The sequence below is a fragment of the Herminiimonas sp. Marseille-P9896 genome, from assembly GCF_903993245.1.
Lineage (GTDB): Bacteria > Pseudomonadota > Gammaproteobacteria > Burkholderiales > Burkholderiaceae_D > Oxalicibacterium > Oxalicibacterium contaminans.
The window spans coordinates 377,202-394,233 of record NZ_CAJEVT010000001.1; the positions used below are offsets into that span (position 1 = coordinate 377,202).

The 17,032-nt window shown below is 53.7% G+C and carries 16 protein-coding genes; 12 read left to right on the forward strand and 4 right to left on the reverse strand.

The genetic code is table 11. From position 1 onward, the window contains the following. Window positions 1-65: 65 nt before the first annotated feature. Window positions 66-974, reverse strand: a complete 909-nt coding sequence (locus H7U06_RS01840; protein WP_175624520.1) for a LysR family transcriptional regulator — start codon at window positions 972-974, stop codon at window positions 66-68. A 391-nt stretch (window positions 975-1,365) separates the two neighbouring features. Between H7U06_RS01840 and H7U06_RS01845 the strand changes: the two genes are divergently transcribed. From H7U06_RS01845 to pyrR, 3 genes are all read left to right on the forward strand, one after another. Beyond that, on the forward strand, window positions 1,366-2,310 hold the full coding sequence (locus H7U06_RS01845; RefSeq protein WP_254873110.1) for a carbamate kinase: 945 nt from the start codon (window positions 1,366-1,368) through the stop codon (window positions 2,308-2,310). Beyond that, complete coding sequence (locus tag H7U06_RS01850; RefSeq protein ID WP_175624522.1) at window positions 2,311-3,180, forward strand: DUF2877 domain-containing protein; 870 nt, start codon at window positions 2,311-2,313, stop codon at window positions 3,178-3,180. 73 nt (window positions 3,181-3,253) lie between these two features. Beyond that, complete coding sequence (gene pyrR / locus H7U06_RS01855; protein ID WP_175624523.1) at window positions 3,254-3,778, forward strand: bifunctional pyr operon transcriptional regulator/uracil phosphoribosyltransferase PyrR; 525 nt, start codon at window positions 3,254-3,256, stop codon at window positions 3,776-3,778. A 99-nt stretch (window positions 3,779-3,877) separates the two neighbouring features. Here pyrR and H7U06_RS01860 read toward each other — a convergent pair whose 3' ends face one another. Both H7U06_RS01860 and H7U06_RS01865 read right to left on the reverse strand, forming a co-directional pair. Further along, a complete protein-coding gene (locus tag H7U06_RS01860) occupies window positions 3,878-4,075 on the reverse strand; it encodes a hypothetical protein (protein WP_175624524.1) in 198 nt (65 codons plus the stop codon). 40 nt (window positions 4,076-4,115) lie between these two features. Next, window positions 4,116-4,340 (reverse strand): glycine zipper 2TM domain-containing protein, encoded by a 225-nt coding sequence (locus H7U06_RS01865; RefSeq protein WP_175624525.1) that lies wholly within the window; start codon window positions 4,338-4,340, stop codon window positions 4,116-4,118. Between the two features lie 548 nt (window positions 4,341-4,888). Between H7U06_RS01865 and H7U06_RS01870 the strand changes: the two genes are divergently transcribed. The 9 genes from H7U06_RS01870 (at window position 4,889) to H7U06_RS01910 (ending at window position 14,150) form a co-directional block, all read left to right on the forward strand. Next, entirely contained in the window at window positions 4,889-5,980 is a 1,092-nt protein-coding gene (locus H7U06_RS01870; RefSeq protein WP_368492551.1) for a porin, read from the forward strand. A gap of 259 nt (window positions 5,981-6,239) precedes the next feature. Next, entirely contained in the window at window positions 6,240-7,229 is a 990-nt protein-coding gene (locus H7U06_RS01875; protein ID WP_175624526.1) for a BMP family protein, read from the forward strand. 4 nt (window positions 7,230-7,233) lie between these two features. Then, entirely contained in the window at window positions 7,234-8,805 is a 1,572-nt protein-coding gene (locus H7U06_RS01880) for an ABC transporter ATP-binding protein (protein WP_175624527.1), read from the forward strand. Window positions 8,806-8,816: 11 nt separating this feature from the next. After that, a complete protein-coding gene (locus H7U06_RS01885) occupies window positions 8,817-9,914 on the forward strand; it encodes an ABC transporter permease (protein ID WP_175624528.1) in 1,098 nt (365 codons plus the stop codon). Further along, window positions 9,911-10,834 (forward strand): ABC transporter permease, encoded by a 924-nt coding sequence (locus H7U06_RS01890; protein WP_175624529.1) that lies wholly within the window; start codon window positions 9,911-9,913, stop codon window positions 10,832-10,834. The genes H7U06_RS01885 and H7U06_RS01890 overlap by 4 nt, the downstream gene beginning before the upstream one ends. Window positions 10,835-10,889: 55 nt before the next feature. Then, on the forward strand, window positions 10,890-11,708 hold the full coding sequence (locus H7U06_RS01895) for a cysteine hydrolase family protein (RefSeq protein WP_175624530.1): 819 nt from the start codon (window positions 10,890-10,892) through the stop codon (window positions 11,706-11,708). A gap of 47 nt (window positions 11,709-11,755) precedes the next feature. Further along, window positions 11,756-12,184 carry a CBS domain-containing protein gene (locus H7U06_RS01900; RefSeq protein WP_175624531.1) on the forward strand — a complete coding sequence of 143 codons (429 nt, stop codon included), beginning with the start codon at window positions 11,756-11,758 and terminating at the stop codon, window positions 12,182-12,184. Between the two features lie 121 nt (window positions 12,185-12,305). After that, on the forward strand, window positions 12,306-13,343 hold the full coding sequence (locus H7U06_RS01905; protein ID WP_175624532.1) for a PAS domain S-box protein: 1,038 nt from the start codon (window positions 12,306-12,308) through the stop codon (window positions 13,341-13,343). A gap of 210 nt (window positions 13,344-13,553) precedes the next feature. Then, entirely contained in the window at window positions 13,554-14,150 is a 597-nt protein-coding gene (locus tag H7U06_RS01910; protein WP_175624533.1) for an outer membrane beta-barrel protein, read from the forward strand. A gap of 202 nt (window positions 14,151-14,352) precedes the next feature. On the opposite strand, the gene cphA is transcribed toward H7U06_RS01910, so the two are convergent. After that, window positions 14,353-16,914, reverse strand: coding sequence for a cyanophycin synthetase (gene cphA, locus H7U06_RS01915; RefSeq protein ID WP_175624534.1), 2,562 nt, complete (start codon window positions 16,912-16,914; stop codon window positions 14,353-14,355). Window positions 16,915-17,032 lie beyond the last annotated feature (118 nt).

Here is a 17,032-nt window from a genome sequence, read left to right on the forward strand (position 1 = left end):
ATATTGGAGGCCTAGTGTCGGAGCAAGGTATCACCACCAGTCTGGCTCTGGCTGTCGGCTTTTTACTACTCCCGAAACAGGGTAACCATCACATCACGTATCCATTTGTTGGCGGGATCGTAGTGAAAGCGTTCATGCCAGTGTTGTTTAATGTCGACATTGGGAAACGCGATTGGTGACTCCAGGATTTTGACATCGGTCGAATACGACGCGATCTTTTGCGCCATCCGGTAAGGAATGGTTGCGATCGCGTCGGTTTGTTCGATGATCATGGGTAGCACCAAAAAATTCTGCGAAGTCATTACGATCTTGCGGCGCAAATGTTCGGTCAGCAGTATCTTTTCTATCGCCGCGTCATGTCCGGTGTTGGTCGACAGCACAATCACATGGGGCGTATCTACATACTGTTGCGGTGACAGACTATCCTTCACCGTCGGGTGATCTTTGCGTGCGATGCATGCGAACTTGTCGGTGTAGAGACGCTGTTGGTAAAAGCCTGCTTTCAGGTAAGGAAATAAACCGACTGCGAGATCGATCTCACCATTCGCCATCGCTTCCTTTGCACCTTGTTCGGGTATCCGGCGCACACGTACACAGGCGTTAGGAGCTGCGGTCTGGATGTGCTTCAACAATTTCGGCAGCAATAAAATCTCGCCGATTTCCGTCATGTAGAAGGAAAAGGTTTTGGTTGTAGTGGCAGGATCAAATACCGAATTGATTTGCAGCGCAGAAGTGATCAGCTCACACGCGCGACTAATCGGCTCTATCAATTGCTCCGCATACGGCGTCGGCTGCATGCCCTGACTGGTGCGCACGAACAGTGGATCATTAAAAATCATTCTTAAACGCGCGAGCGCATTACTCATAGCCGGTTGGCTAACTCCGAGTCTAACGGCGGCAGATGTCACGTTACGTTCTTTGACTATCGCATCAAAGGCAACTAGTAGATTGAGATCTACGGAAGCAATATTCATATCGTGTGCATATTAGAAAGCAGTGGAATCCAGAACGCATTTCACAAATATCCGTGAGATGCGTTCTAGTATCGATTTGAGGAAACTATATATCACATTAAATTCGCAATATGGCCCGGACGCAGTATTCATAAGCCGTATGCATCGCATACGGAACGCCACATAGACAAATGATTACCCCACCCTTAAATTCTCTTCAAGTATGGCAAGCCCAAGCTGGTAGCCCGTCCTGACCCCTGCAGTTTTCGCGAGAACCAGGCCGCTTGCATCGATGCAGCAACGCTTAACAGATGTATACGTTTTGTCACAGCCGTCTGGCTGGCGGCCGCAGTCCGGTGTGAACCCGGAAGTTCAAGCAAAAACAGATCAAAGCGGGAGTAATGAAATGTTGATGGATGACAAAAGGATAGTTGTCGCCTTCGGCGGCAATGCGAGTTACCCGCCCAATATAAAAGGCCTGGCGGAGGAGCAGTTCGCGCTGATCCAGATCGCCTGCGAACACCTGGCGCGCCTGCTCGAAGGCGGCTTCAAGCTGGTGCTGACGCATGGCAACGGGCCGGTGGTCGGCAATATCCTCTATCGCATGGCCAAGACCGCACATGAGCTGGCGCCCATGCCTATGGATATCTGCGTTGCGCATTCACAAGGCGGCATGGGCTACATGCTGCAGCAGACCCTGACCAATGTGCTGCACGAACATGAAATTGATGTGAGGGTTTCCTGTCTGGTGACGCAGGTAGAGGTTGATGGTGATGACCCGGCCTTCCTCAAGCCGAGTAAGCCGGTAGGGAAGTTCTTCACAAAAAAAGAAGCCGATGCGATGGCGAAGGAAACCGGATGGAAGTTTGCCGAAGATTCAAATCGCGGCTATCGGCGCGTGGTGCCTTCGCCTCTCCCTTTGCGCATATTGGATACGGCCGCGATCGAAGCCCTTATTTACGCCGGTATCGTACCGATCGCCGCGGGTGGTGGCGGTATTCCGGTCATCCGCGACATCCATGGCGAGTTTCATGGCGTACCTGCCGTCATCGATAAGGATTACACCAGTGCGTTGCTGGCCAACCAGATCGGTGCAGGAACCCTGGTCATGTTGACAGGTGTGGAGCGGGTGGCGCTGGACTTTGGCAAACCGACCCAGCGTTTGCTGAGTGAGATCACTGCAGCGGATGCGGCGCGATACATGGCGGAAGGCCAGTTCCCGCCGGGCAGCATGGGACCAAAGATAGGTGCGGCATTGAAATACCTCGAACGAGGAGGGCGCCGCGTGATTATTACTTCGCTGGAGCATGCCTTCGAGGCGTTACAGGGGCGGGCAGGTACGAGGATAGTGCGCTAAATGAATGCGATGGTGAATGTGACTGAGAGTGCGACCACGAACGTGTCGACAAATGCAATCAAATTAATCGGCTTCAAGGCATACGAGGCGCTGGTGCGGGCGGGTGGCGATGCGCAAGCGATACCCGGTTTTGCGCATACACCGTATCTGCATGTAAATGGAGAGATCATCTGGCTGGGTTCAGACCTGGCCGAGCTGCATCCACGTGCGGTCATCATGGAAAGGCCGTTCCTGCTGAAAGGGAAGACGCAGCATTTTGATACCAGTGACAGCAGGCCCTGGCACCCGCATCGTGGCGTACTGGAAGCAGCGCATTTGCCGCGCGTGATGGAAACCTGCCGTGCCTTGTGCAAGCCTTTGCAGACACTCGCTCCGGCCAAAGGCTTTGGCTCCATGTTGCTGAATCAGGTACCGGAATATCCGCTGAATCTCGCCAGTCGCAATATAGAAAACATCGCCTGTGGTTTCAGGAAAGGCAGCCCGGAGCATGTGTACCAGGCTGCGCTGCCCCTCATAGGCTTTGGCCCAGGAGTAACACCGCCCGGGGATGACTTCATAGGTGCGGCCTTGTTTGGACGTGCCTTGCTGGCCAAGTCGGATGCGGCTGCGTGGGACGATATAGCGCAGCGCCTGCTGGGCAAGGCCAAAGATCGCAGCCACATCATCAGCTCTACCCTGATGGCGGATCTGATTGCAGGTCACAGTTTCGCACCCCTGCATCAATTGGCGGAAGCGCTGATGTATGCGCAAGCTCAGGCTGAAGTCATTGCCGCGATACAGAAATTAATACGCATAGGTCATTCGTCCGGCTGGGACATGCTGAGCGGATTCATCGTCGGGTTGACGGGGCGTGTATCGCTATGCGACTGAAACTGACGCAGGTACAGATAGGCGCGGGCCACGAAGTCTTCTGCGGAGAGCAAGCTATGGATAGTCATTCACGATGAGATCCAATTTAAATGGTACGGCTTTGTGCCGGAGGCTGGCCAATCTGATGCGGCCACATGTCAGTAAGTCGACCAAGCTGATAGGTATACATACCGGCGGCATCTGGGTGGCGGAATATTTGCGTACCGCACTGGAACTCAGTTCACCCATAGGGACGCTGGATGTTTCTTATCAGCGAGATGATTGTGGCCATCGTCAACTGAACTTCGGTGTGCATCGTTCCAAGATCCCATTCGATATGAACGGACAAAAAATCATCATCGTCGATGATGTCTTATATACGGGACGCACCATACGCGCAGCGATCAATGAGGTATTCGAATACGGCCGCCCCGAGAAAATTGAACTGGCCGTAGTCGTCAATCGTGGCGGACACGAATTACCGGTCAAGGAGACCTTTTGCGCCAAGCACATCAACCTGCCTTACTCACAGTCGCTGAAGCTGATACGGGATAACGAAGGCAGTCTGATTTTTAAGTTGAATGACAATGAGCGCGCCGCTACGCCATCAACGATTTGATCTGCGGAATTAATACTAAGCGCAATTTCAGTTGAAATAAAAATGGCGAGCGGTATGGATACCGTTCGCCATCAGAGATACTCCTGGGTGGAGGCAGTGTTATTTTTGCGCGTCCTTAGCAGTGTTCTCGATTTTCTCACCGGCTTTTTCTATCTGTTCGCCAGCTTTCGACATGGTCTTGTCGACTTCTTTACCTGCTCTCTCAGCAGGTCCTTCTTTCTTCTCGCAGCCGACCAGTGCCAATGCCAGCATGCCAGTGACCACTACTGCAATTGCGGTATTTTTATACTGATTCATTTGTTGCCTCCTTGAATGTGTTTCCTGATTGATGAGTTAATTACTTCTTATTCTTGCCAACTTCATTACCAATCACACCACCCACAGCTGCACCGCCCACAGTACCAAGGGCGCTACCACCCGTCAACACAGCGCCGCCTACTGCACCAGCACCTGCGCCGACAGCCATGCTTTTTTCTCGATGCGACATGTTTTCACAACCGGCCGCGCCTAACAAAACGGTAGCAGCCAGTACCGGGAAGATAATTTTCTGTATCGTTTTCATGGGGAATCCTTTTCATGTAAGAGGAGTACATATGAGTGACACCCAAGTTACGCAATTAATTCCCCGTCTTCGGTGCGTTAGCGCACCCAAGCCTGGTCTAAGTTGTTACAGATTGTGAGTTTGTTGCTAGGGGCATGCAATCTCTGCGCATGTTTCATGACAGAACTTTTCCATACTTAAAAATATTTGAACGTTATCTTCGCGTTAGCAAGCTGTTAGCAGACACGTAGCGCTTCGTTCCCATCGCGTGTATTGCGCGGATGAATGCTGCGCATCATGTTGATGAATTATCTGTGCAATGCAGAATCATCGTAGTACCTACCCTCTTGTGTGCAGTGCGCCATTCATTTCGTGAATCACGTGCATTCGTCACCGTGCATAGACGCACCCCTTATCCATTCCTAGTATCAGCTCCCATCCTTGCCAATAAAGACGCGTAAGAATTTTTACGTTCTGTCCTCGCTGGCATGGATGGTGGAGACGCATCAGAAATAGTTTTTGCATCCGATAGCTGTTACTCAAATCTAATCTAATAAAAGAGACGAATCGTGAAATCAAAAATATTACTTAGTACCTTGTTGACTACTGCCATCGCCACATCGGCTGGCGCAGCACTGGCCCAGACATCGGTCACGATGGAAGGTGTGGCAGATGGTTTTGCCGGATCCATGCGTAACAGCGGTGACGCCGCGAGTACTTCAAAAATCGGTAGCGGAGGTTTGTCGACTTCGTACATCGGCTTCAAAGGGAGTGAAGACCTGGGCGGTGGATTGAAAGCCAGCTTTACACTGGGTGCCTTCTATCGGATAGACGATGGTGCATCCGGCCGTTTCAACGGCGACACCTTCTTTGCACGGGATGCCAACGTCGCGCTGTCGAACCAATACGGCAAGATCACGCTGGGTCGCATGACACCACCGACGACTTTGCCGCTCTACATGTTCAACCCGATAGAGGATTCCTTCACGCTGTCGCCGCTGGTGCTGCATGCCATCGTCGGTACCAGTGTGTTCCCGGGCACCTTTGGCAAAACCGACAGCGCATGGAGTAATTCAATACGCTATACCTCGCCGACCTTCGCCGGCATCACCGTCAACCTGCACTATCAGTTTGGTGAGACGGCAGGCAATTCGTCGAAAAACAACAAGGGTGCCAACGTGCTTTACCAGAACGGCGCGCTTGGACTGGGTCTGGCCTATCACGATGTACAGGTAGGTAACCCGGTCGACAACCCGATTGTTCCTAACGGCCCGAGCGTGATGCTGTCAGTGCCGGTTGCGGGTGGACCCAACCTGGTTGCGACGCGCCAGAAGCTCACGTTTATCGGCGGCAGCTATGACCTCGCTTTCATGAAACTGTTCGCGACCTATGACCGCGCGACACATAACGTGGATCTGAAGGATCAGACTGGAACATTGGGTGTCAGTGTTCCGGCTGGCAGCGGCAAATTCCTTGCCGCAGTGGCACAGACCAAACGTGAAAGCACGGTGTTCGATGATCTCAAGCGCACCACGGTTTCGGTCGGCTATGACTATTTCCTTTCCAAACGCACAGATCTCTATGCATTTGTCATGAGCGACAAGACGACCAACTACGCAAATGCGGGCAGCTTTGCAGTTGGTATGCGGCATCGCTTCTGATGCAAGGTGAAAGATGTGCCGTCCGCACCGGATGGCACATCGGCAACTTCACATCCTGACCATCATTCATGTGATGAATTCGCAGCATACGGATCAGCGCGTAGACAAATGTAAACCCTATTTCTAAGATCGATTTCAATCTATGCGCATGATTATTTGCCTGATGCCGGAAGACAAGATGTAGATGGTCAGTGATGACCTGTACTGAATTTCTCGCAAAGCTTAATCGTAATAAAACATACCTATAAAGGGGACAAGCATGATTACCAGCCGTAGAGCATTTCTGAAGACAGTTGCAACAACCGCAGGTGCAGGTACATTGACATATGGCCTGTCACCGTTCGCATTCGCCGCCGATCCTATCAAGATTGGTATCCTGATGCCGGGTTCCAAACTGGACCACGGCTGGATGGAGTCCGCGTACAACGGCATCAAGCGTGCAGAAGCGCGCTACGGTAACAAGGTCAAAATTTCATTTATTGAAAACGTAAAGTTTGGCGATATGGAGCAAGTGCTGGTATCGCTGGCTACCAAGAATGACCTGGTGATCGGTGCGGCCGGACAGACACAGGCGTCCGTGCTGAAAGTCGCGCAACGCTTTCCCAAGGTAAAGTTTTCCATCGTTGGTCCTACCGGCACACCGACTGCCAACGTCGCGCAATACGACGTGTTGCAGGCGCAGATTGGCTTTGTCGCTGGTGCGGTGGCGGCCATGTCGTCGAAGAACGGCGCGGTCAGCTATGTAGGCGGTGCAGAGATTCCAGCCATCGTGAATACCGGCAAGGAATTCGGCAATGGCGCACGTTACATCAAACCGGATATTAAATACTTTGAAACCTACACCGGTGATTTTGACGATGTCACCAAAGCCAAGGAAGCCACGCTGGCAGCGATCGGGCAGGGCGCGGATGTGCACTACAACATCCTGAATCTCGGTGTACGCGGCATGGAGCAGGCAGCGCGCGACAAAAACACCAAGATGATAGGCAGCTACACCAATTACTGTGCCGATAAAAATCCTTTGTACCTGGCGTACACAGTGAGCGGTATCGGCTTCATGCTGGAGTACGCAATCGATCAAATGGTGGCCGGTACCTGGAAGCCGGAGTACAAACCATTTGGACTGGCTATGGGTCCGCAATCGGCAGGTATAGAAGTATGCGGTGGCATGACGCCGCAAATGCAGGCCAAGATCAAGGAAATCCAGGACGCGCTGTTGGCGGGCAAGATCAAAGTCCGGGTGGGATAACACCATGGCTATCCTGGAGATTGCAGGCGTTACCAAACGCTTTGGTTCGCATTTGGTGTTGAATGATATTTCCCTCAGCGTGGAAGCCGGTGAAGTGCATTGCCTGCTTGGCGAAAACGGTGCGGGAAAATCGACCTTGTGCAACCTCATCTTCGGCGTCCATCAACCGGACGCCGGCTTGATTAAATACGATGGCGGCGAGTTTCGCCCGAGCGGGCCAGCGAATGCGCTGGAGCTGGGCATTGCCATGGTGCATCAGCACTTCAGCCTGGTTTCCAATATGTCGGTAGTGGAAAACCTGATGTTGGGGCGTGCCAAAACCATCCTCAAACAGGACTGGATTATCCAGCGCATGCAGGAGCTGGCGGATGAATACGATCTGGCGATCGATCCGCACTGCATAGTCGGTGACCTGTCGGTAGGTGAACGGCAACGCATAGAGATCATTAAGTGTTTGCTGAGCGATCCACGCTTGCTATTGCTGGATGAACCGACTGCTGTGTTGCCACCGGAAGAGGTGGACTCGTTGCTGACCGTGTGCCGCAAGGTGGCGGAAAGCGGACGCGGTGTCATTCTCGTCACGCATAAGCTGGCAGAGATCGCCAAGGTCGCCGACCGTACCAGCGTCTTGCGTCAGGGGCGCATCGTGGAAAGCGTCCGCATGGAAGGTGCTGACATGCATGCGCTGGTGCGTTCTATGGTGGGCCGCGATGTTAAATCCGGCGACTCCGTGCTTGCGGCAACGCTGGGCATCATCAGCGATGCTGGCCAGGATGCAGCGACAGCTGCACCAGCGGCTGCCAAAGGTGTCGACAGTCGTTCACTTGGCTTGCCAGCCCTGCAGTTACAAGGACTGACTTTCCAGGACAAGGATGGTGTCACGCGCCTGAGTGATGTGCATCTGTCGGTCGCACGCGGCGAGATCGTCGGCATCGCAGGGGTTGAAGGGAATGGCCAAAGTGAGCTCGGTGCCATCATCGCGGGCTTGCTGACGCCGACTGGTGGCGCGATGAAGATAGGTGATCAGGACTTGACTGGCAGCTCGGCGCAAGACATTACAAATGCCGGTGCCGGTATCGTGCCGGAAGACAGGCATGCAGTTGCATGCATCTCGGAACTCAGCGTGGCAGAAAATCTATTCCTCGCTTCGCTGGAAAAATTCTCCCGCTTCGGCTTGCTGGATCGCGAAAAGATGGCGAAACGTGCGGCCAGCATGATGACCGAGTTTGATGTGCGTGCGACCAGCCCCAATGCACCGATGTCCAGCTTGTCAGGTGGCAACCAGCAAAAGGCGGTACTGGCACGTGAGCTGTCACTGGACCCATTGATATTTTTATTGGCTGCACAGCCTACTCGCGGCCTTGATGTCGGCGCAGTGGAGGCGGTCTTCAATCGCATACGTACTGCCGCCAGTAATGGACTGGGCGTCTTGCTGATTTCCAGCGACCTGAATGAGTTGATCGCGGTTTCCGATCGTGTTGCCGTGATGTACCGCGGGGCTATTGTCGGCGAACTGCCTGCGGACCCTGCCAATCGCGAAAAAATCGGCGCCATGATGTCTGGCCATTTGCATTAGGAGAAATAAGCATGGCGAACAAATCTGCACTATGGAGCGAGGGCAGTCCCTCCTTCGGTTTTAAATTCAATATCTCTTTGAAAGTAATCGTTCCGGTTGTGGCGACTATTGTTGCCTTGTTGCTGGGTGTGTTGCTCATCGCCTGTACAGATAGCTCGGTTTCGGAAGCGATCGAAGCATTCTGGGATGGCATGGTGGGTAGCGAGTACAACATAGGCGCGTCCATCAATCGCTCGATCAGCCTCGGTCTCGTTGGCTTGGGCTTCATCTTTGCCAATCGTGCCAACCTGACGAACGTCGGTGGCGAAGGGCAGATTGCGATCGGCGGCATGATGGCGACTGCGGTCGCTTTGCATGGTGCCGGTAGCCTGCCGTTCGGCCTCGCTTTCATCCTGCCTTTGCTGGCAGGAACCCTGGGCGGTGCATTGTGGGGTGGCCTGGCGGGTGCATTGAAATCATGGCGCGGTATCAATGAAGTGATCAGCACTTTGTTGCTTACCTTCATCGCACTGCCTTTGGTGTATTGGTCGGTTGAGTCGGTACATCTGTTGCGCAAGCCGATGACGCAAGTCTCTGCCTTGCCGGAGTCCGCCATCATTCCGGAAGTGACCAAGCTGCCTATGCTATTCCCTTCCAACCCGATGTCGCCTCTGCATATCGGCCTCATCCTGGCGGTGATTGCCGTGATTGCGGTCGGCATCGTACTGACTCGCACACCGTTTGGCTTGAAGCTGCGTGCGGTAGGTCTGAATCAAATGGCTTCGCGTCGTGCCGGTATGCGTTCCAGTTTCCTCGTGGTGCTGGCGATGGGACTCGCAGGTGGCTTCGGCGGCCTGGCTGGCGCCATCATGATCCAGGGTCAGCAGTATTACCTGACCAGTGATTTTTCTTCCGGTTATGGCTTTGACGGACTGGTCGTGGGTTTGTTGTCGCGTGGTTCGGCCTGGGGTGTCGTGGTCGGTGCCTTGCTGTTTGGCTTCCTGCGTTCCGGCAGTATCGCGATGGAAATCATGGCGCATGTACCCGCTGCAGTTGTATTGATTAGCCAGGGCCTGATCGTGATTGCGATTGCCGGTTCAGCCATCTTTATGGATAGGAAAGCATCATGAGCGAAGATCAATTGGCAGTATTCCTCGGCTCCGGCCTGCGACTGGCGATGCCTATCATCCTCGCCGGCATGGGTGAACTGGTTAGCCAGCGCGCCGGTGTGCTCAACCTGAGCCTGGACGGCATGATGCTGACGGCGGCCTTCGCTGCAGCGTGGGCTTCATGGGTCACTGGTAGTCCGGTGGTCGGTGTCATGGTCGGCGTGATGGCTTGCCTGATCGTGGCCTTCTTCCAGGCGATATTGAGCGTTACCTTGCGCGCCAATCAACTGGTGGTGGGTATAGGTTTCAACATCCTGGCGCTGGGGGCGACGACCTTCCTGTATCGGGAAATTTTTGGCCCGCTGTCACGTGACACCATCCCTGGTTTTGCCAAGTTGCATATCCCTGGCCTGAGTGAAATTCCGGTGCTCGGCCCCGCCTTGTTCCAGCAAACCGGTCTTGCTTATATCGGTTTGATCATGGTGGTGGTGACCTGGGCCTTGCTGAAGTACACCTCCTTCGGTCTGGCTGTACGTGCGGTGGGTGAAGATCCGCGTGCTGCTGACAAGGCAGGTATCAACGTCAAGCTGATCCGCTATATGGGTGTGCTGTATGCAGGCACGCTGGCCGGACTGGGTGGTGCTTTCATGTCCATCGCAGACAGCAATACCTTTACCGAAGGCATGACGCGCGGTGCCGGCTACCTCGCAATCACGGCTGTCATCTTTGGTGGCTGGGCACCGTGGAAGACCTTGGGTGCGTGTCTGCTGTTTGGCTTTGCGACTGCACTGCAATTCCTCGCACCTGCGATGAACCTGAACATACCGGTCGCTTCGCTGTTGATGCTGCCTTATGTGCTGGCCTTGTTTGCGATTGCAGGCTTTGTCGGTAAAGGGCGTCAGCCATCCGGCCTGACCCTGGCATTTGAACGCGGGCGTTAGGTATCGCAGTCTTGTTCGGCAATTTATAAATAGAAACTTTATCCAAGGAGGATGTATGAACGCGAAAGATGCTCAAGCCTTGAAGAGCGGCGTAGCGGGGGCAGGATTGAATCGCATCGGCTCGGTCGGTGCGCACAATCACTGGCTGGTTAATGAAAAGCACGTAGACCTGGTAGGCACGCCGGTAGCTCCGGCACCTGTCACCATCCAGTCTGATCCGCAGACGGTGACCTTTGATGCGCACCGCACGGCGCTTATTGTCATCGATATGCAAAATGACTTTTGCGCGAAAGATGGCTGGGTTGATCACCTGGGTGTGGATTACACACCATGCCGCCAGCCGATAGAGCCGTTGCAGAAACTGCTGCCGGTACTGCGTGATGCCAAGGTACCTATCATCTGGGTTAATTGGGGCAATCGTCCGGATCTGTTGAACATGCCACCTAACCAGCATCATCTGTACAAACCGAAAGGTAGCGGCATCGGCCTGGGTGAGCAATTGCCCACGCGTGCCGCCAATGTGCTGGAGAAGGATAGCTGGGCTGCGGCGGTGGTGGATGAGCTGAAGATTCATCCACAAGACATCAGCGTGGATAAATACCGCATCAGCGGATTCTGGGATACGCCGCTCGACAGTATCCTGCGCAATATGGATATCAAGACCGTGATGTTTGCCGGTGTAAACACCGATCAATGCGTCTTGTGCTCGCTGCAGGATGCCAACTTCCTCGGCTATGCGTGCATCATGGTCGAAGACTGCTGCGCCACGACATCACCTGAATTCTGTACGCAAAACGCAGTGTTCAATGTGAAAAAATGTTTTGGCTTTGTTACGAACAGCGACAAGATCATCGCTGGCTTCCAGGAAAAATAAGAGACGAAGCTGCTCGTCCTCCTCCACCTTATTAGTTGAGTTTGCTCATGCGTACGGTTTCCCAATTGCTGATGTTGAAAAACAAAAGCCTGTGCAGTACTTGTTCCCGCACACCATTAATCGATGCTCTCAAGATTATGGCGGTGCATGACGTCGGTGCAATGGTTGTGATTGATGAAGGCAAGCTGGTCGGTATCTTGTCCGAACGGGATTATGCCCGCAAGGTGGCGCTGGCCAATAAAAGCTCCATGGACATTTGCGTGGGCGAAATCATGACTAGCCGTGTCACGACGGTCAGCAAAGAACATACGGTGGAAGAGTGCATGACCCTGATGTCGGACGGGAATTTCCGCCATCTGCCGGTAACGGAACGAGGTTTTGTGATTGGTGTGATCTCGATAGGGGACCTGGTCAAGGAAGTGATTTCTACCCAGGAAGAAACGATCCAGTATCTCAAGACCTACATTCATAGCTGAGTGGTGTGATGCCCGCGAGTAGCGGGCTGAAGATTATTGTTTGATGCAACCATGTGGTGATCGCAATGCTAAGAGTATCTAGTGATGCGATCACCATTATTTTTTGGTGCCGGAGTTCAGCATGAAACAAGCGGAAAAACTGCAAAAAACCATCTTCAACAACATTCCGGATCAGGCATGGATGAAAGACATCGATTCCAGGTATGTACTCGTCAACGATGCCTTCGTTGCTGCCTCGGGTCTGAGCGAGGAACAGATACTGAATAAAACCCCGGAAGATATATGGCCGAGCGACTGGAGCCAGCAATACATGGCGACAGACAGGAAAGCCATCAGCTGCGGCACCAGGGTCAGATATGAAGAGCCGCAAAGTGATGAAGATGGCACGGTCAGATGGTTTGACACGATCAAGGCGCCGATACGGGATGAGGGCGGTTTCATCATCGGGACAGTAGGCATCTCACGCGACATCACGGATCGCAAGCAGGCAGAACAGGAATTGCTGGAGTCGCGTAATCAATTGCGCGAACTATCCGGTTATTTGCAATCGGTGCGTGAAGAAGAGCGGACACGCATAGCCCGCGAGTTGCATGATGAGTTGGGGCAATCGCTGACGGCCATACGCATAGGCTTGAGCGTGATAGAAGAGCAGATGCAGTCGCAGCAGGGTGATTCCTTGCAAAGTCTGAACTCGCTCAAGAAAATAACCGAGTCTACTGTTGAGTCAGTACAAAGGATCACGGCAGATCTGCGGCCACTCATACTTGATGAGCTGGGTTTGATCTCGACGATAGACTGGTTGCTCGAATCCTTTGCGCAGAATTCAGGCATTACTTACGAAGTATCACTGCCGACCGACAGCCTGGAGTTCAGTCCGGAATTGCGGACGGCGATATTTCGCGTCCTGCAGGAAGCGCTGACCAATATCATGCGACATAGCCAGGCCTCACATGTCGTGGTGCAGCTGCAAAGCGATAAGCGGAACGTCGTATTAAGAATCACCGACAACGGTAACGGCATAGATTTTTCCGGACAACGGGAAAAAAGCCTGGGGCTGGTTGGCATGCGGGAACGGACTTTGATGCTGGGCGGGAAGTTATACATACACAGCGAAGCCGGAGTCGGTACCAGCATAGAAATGCGGGTGCCTAAGGTCTGAACATTTTTCCATCCTGTCCGTAAGCTTCCATCCTGATACACGTCGTTGGGTATCGCCTTGCTTGTCTATAAGGCCGCCAGCGGTAAGTGCAAATCGCTAGCTCATATTGTGCATAGTCTTTAGGCCTCACTATTGAATGAGATGCATCCTATATCCTATCCTTGTCCAGACCGTTATCGTACAAAGCTTTAATGAATAAGGGAGATAACGATGATCAGACAACTGGGCGTAGCAGCGCTTGGTGCCGCATTGATGGCACCTTTCTTGGCACAAGCAGAAGGGGCATATGTTGGCTTCAATGCAGGACGTGCTAATCAGAAATTGAGTGTAAGTACAGATGAAGGAGGCGGCTCGGTCAAAGATAATTCAACCGCATACAAACTGTATGGTGGCTATGAATTCAATCAGTACTTTGGTGTGCAAGGTGGCTATGTCAATTGGGGGAAAGGAAAAATTGATTACGCCTCCGACGATATCAAAGGTACTTTTGGTAGCAAAGTACGATCGCTTTATATAGCTGCTACAGCCACGTTGCCGGTCAATGATCAGTTTGCGCTGTTTGCAAAACTGGGCGTATCGCGGAACCGTGTCAAGGTAGTGGATACCTACACGGACGCAGGGGTTGCCGGATATGAGTCTGGATCTGAAACTCGTACAGCTCGCTTGATTGGTATAGGCGCTGCTTATAATTTTTCCAAGAATCTGGCAGCAGTGGTTGAGTATGAGGATTTCGGCAAAGTGGCCAAAGATGATGGCGTCAGTTTGAAAGCGAATCTGTTCTCGGTCGGTTTGCGATACAAGTTCTAATACTGTTTGAAGTGCTCAGAAAGGTCGGCTTGCAGCTGACCTTTTTGTTTTTAAGCGATAGATATACTGTGCACCAAGCTCTTGCCCGAGGATCTCAAAAGTGAGGCTGCACCATGATGAATAGATGCGACCTCAGTCTATAGTTTTTATGGTGTCCGGATGCAGTCGAAAAAAAAGCCAGCTTGCAGCTGGCTTTTTATATTTACGCTTCAACGTTGGCAGCGATGTGGGCCAGTGCTTCTTCGACCTGATCAACCAGGATCAGGCATAAGTCGCCTGCTTCCAGTTTCGCCAGCGCGGTATCGATGGCGAGGAATTCACCCTGGATTTCCTGTGTGAACTGGGTGCGTTTGGCATTGCTCAGGCCTTCGCGCAGCAGGGCCAATACTTCACCATCGGCACGGCCGCGTTGGCATTGGTCTTCGTACAGGATGATGTCGTCGAATGCATCGCCGAGGATCTGGGTCTGGCGACGCAAATCTTCGTCACGGCGATCACCGGCACCGCTGATGACGACCATGCGGCGTTTGGCTGGCATGCCTTCCACTGCGCGGGTCAGTGCTTCGATCGCGTCAGGGTTGTGGCCGTAGTCGGCAATCACCGTCGCGCCTTTGTGCGAGAAGATGTTGAAGCGACCTGGTGTGGAACTTGCGCTGTTTTCAAACGTGCGCAAACCTTGCAGCACGACATCCCAGTCGAGGCCGAGACCCCATGCAGCGCCGATGGCGGCCATCGCATTTTCAATCTGGAAACCAACGGTACCGTTGTGGGTAATAGGAATGTCCGAGAGCTGGATGCGGTGTTCGAATTGACCTTCCGACAGGATGATCGCATTGCCATCCTGGAACAGCACGCGATGACCTTGTGCGCGATGTGTTGCGAGCACGGCTTGGTTGCCATCCTGTGCAAAGAAGGTGACGCTGCCCGGGCAGCTGCTTGCCATGTTGGCGACCATAGGATCGGCCGCGTTCAGCACTGCAGTACCGGTAGGTGCGACGTTTTGTACGATCACGCGCTTAACCACGGCGAGATCTTCCACGGTTGAGATGAAGTTCAAGCCGAGGTGATCGCCGACACCGATGTTGGTGACAACTGCAACGTTGCAGCGATCAAAGCCGAGGCCTTCGCGCAGGACGCCGCCACGTGCGGTTTCCAGCACGGCAGCATCAACGTCAGGGTGCATCAGGACATTGCGTGCGCTGCGCGGACCGCTGCAGTCGCCGGTATCGATACGTTTGTTTTCGATGTAGACGCCATCGGTGCTGGTCATGCCGACACGGTATTTATTACCTTGCAGGATGTGTGCGATCAGGCGAACGGTCGTGGTTTTGCCGTTGGTGCCAGCCACTGCGACAACCGGGATACGACCATCGTCACCTTCCTTGAACATGGTGGAGATGATGGCTTCACCAACCGGACGGCCTTTGCCGAACGAAGGTTTGATGTGCATGCGCAAGCCTGGCGCGGCGTTGACTTCAACCACGCCACCGCCTTGTTCTTCCAGGGTCTTGATAACGCTTTCGCAGACCAGGTCGATACCGCAGATATCGAGGCCTATCATTTGTGCTGCTTCAACCGCACGTGCTGCGAGGTCAGGATGGACATCATCGGTGACGTCGGTCGCGGTGCCGCCGGTGCTGAGGTTGGCGTTGTTGCGCAAGACAACCTGTACGCCTTTAGGCGGTACGCTTTCCAGCGTGTAGTTAATCTTGGCCAGGGTCGCCAGTGTCAGGTTGTCGACCTTGATCTTGGTCAGCGGGCTGGCATGGCCATCGCCGCGCAATGGATCGAGGTTAACCTGGTCGATCAGCTGGCGTATGGTTTGTGTGCCATCACCGATGACTTCCGGTGGCGCGCGCCGTGCTGCGGCGACCAATTGCTTGCCGACGACCAGCAGGCGATAGTCATGACCCGGCAGATAGCGTTCCACCACGACGTCGCTGCAGATTTCGTAAGCGACGGCGAATGCGGTTTTGACTTCTTCTTCCGTCTTCATGTTGACGGCGACGCCTTTACCCTGGTTGCCATCGCGTGGTTTGATGACGACAGGTGCGCCGATATCTTGCGCAGCTTGCCATGCTTCTTCGGCAGTGGTGACCGAGGCGCCGTCAGGTACCGGTACACCGGCCGCTGCCAGCAAGAGTTTGGTCATTTCCTTGTCTTGGGCGATCGATTCAGCGATGGCGCTGGTGAAGCCGGTTTCAGCTGCCTGTATGCGCTGTTGGCGGCTACCCCAGCCAAATTGCACCATGCTGCCTTCGGTCAGGCGGCGATATGGAATGCCGCGTGCGACTGCTGCATCAACGATGGAGCCGGTGCTAGGTCCAAGGCGGATGTCTTCGTCGAGTTCACGCAGGCTGGCCAATGCAGTTGCGAGGTCGAACGGGGTGTCTTCGGTCGCTGCACGGCACAGGTTTTGCGCCAGCTCGAATGCGAGGCGGCCGACTGCTTCTTCAGTGTACGCAACGACGACTTGATAAATGCCAGGCTCTACGGTCTGGATGGTGCGGCCAAATGTGACCGGGCAACCAGCCTGGGCTTGCAGGCAGAGTGCTGCGCTTTCCAGCACGTGCGCCATGGAGAATGTGGTGTCAGCCGGTTCCAGGAATTTGATTTCCGGGAAGCGTGCACGCAAACGGTCTTCAAAACCGGGAATGGCGAGTATGGTTTGTTCAATCCCATTGCAGGACACAATGGCTTCGATCGACGTATGCCGACTCCACAGGTTGGGGCCGCGCAGGGCGCGAACGCGTGATATTTCCATGAGCATCTTCCTTCTTGGCGCAACGGTTCTCTTTTTTCCGCTAGCCGGTGCTTTATCGATTAACGCATCGAGATAGACTGCGTTGGTCTCTTTATTATCGTGATGTGCGTAAACTGAG

Excerpts from the sequence above, each read along its gene's own strand:
- H7U06_RS01840 (WP_175624520.1), bottom strand. The coding sequence starts at position 974 with ATGAATATTGCTTCCGTAGATCTCAATCTACTAGTTGCCTTTGATGCG.
- H7U06_RS01905 (WP_175624532.1), top strand. The coding sequence starts at position 12,306 with ATGAAACAAGCGGAAAAACTGCAAAAAACCATCTTCAACAACATTCCG.
- cphA (WP_175624534.1), bottom strand. The coding sequence starts at position 16,914 with ATGGAAATATCACGCGTTCGCGCCCTGCGCGGCCCCAACCTGTGGAGT.
- H7U06_RS01865 (WP_175624525.1), bottom strand. The coding sequence starts at position 4,340 with ATGAAAACGATACAGAAAATTATCTTCCCGGTACTGGCTGCTACCGTT.
- H7U06_RS01890 (WP_175624529.1), top strand. The coding sequence starts at position 9,911 with ATGAGCGAAGATCAATTGGCAGTATTCCTCGGCTCCGGCCTGCGACTG.
- H7U06_RS01885 (WP_175624528.1), top strand. The coding sequence starts at position 8,817 with ATGGCGAACAAATCTGCACTATGGAGCGAGGGCAGTCCCTCCTTCGGT.
- H7U06_RS01850 (WP_175624522.1), top strand. The coding sequence starts at position 2,311 with ATGAATGCGATGGTGAATGTGACTGAGAGTGCGACCACGAACGTGTCG.
- pyrR (WP_175624523.1), top strand. The coding sequence starts at position 3,254 with ATGAGATCCAATTTAAATGGTACGGCTTTGTGCCGGAGGCTGGCCAAT.
- H7U06_RS01845 (WP_254873110.1), top strand. The coding sequence starts at position 1,366 with ATGGATGACAAAAGGATAGTTGTCGCCTTCGGCGGCAATGCGAGTTAC.
- H7U06_RS01880 (WP_175624527.1), top strand. The coding sequence starts at position 7,234 with ATGGCTATCCTGGAGATTGCAGGCGTTACCAAACGCTTTGGTTCGCAT.
- H7U06_RS01860 (WP_175624524.1), bottom strand. The coding sequence starts at position 4,075 with ATGAATCAGTATAAAAATACCGCAATTGCAGTAGTGGTCACTGGCATG.
- H7U06_RS01910 (WP_175624533.1), top strand. The coding sequence starts at position 13,554 with ATGATCAGACAACTGGGCGTAGCAGCGCTTGGTGCCGCATTGATGGCA.
- H7U06_RS01900 (WP_175624531.1), top strand. The coding sequence starts at position 11,756 with ATGCGTACGGTTTCCCAATTGCTGATGTTGAAAAACAAAAGCCTGTGC.
- H7U06_RS01875 (WP_175624526.1), top strand. The coding sequence starts at position 6,240 with ATGATTACCAGCCGTAGAGCATTTCTGAAGACAGTTGCAACAACCGCA.
- H7U06_RS01895 (WP_175624530.1), top strand. The coding sequence starts at position 10,890 with ATGAACGCGAAAGATGCTCAAGCCTTGAAGAGCGGCGTAGCGGGGGCA.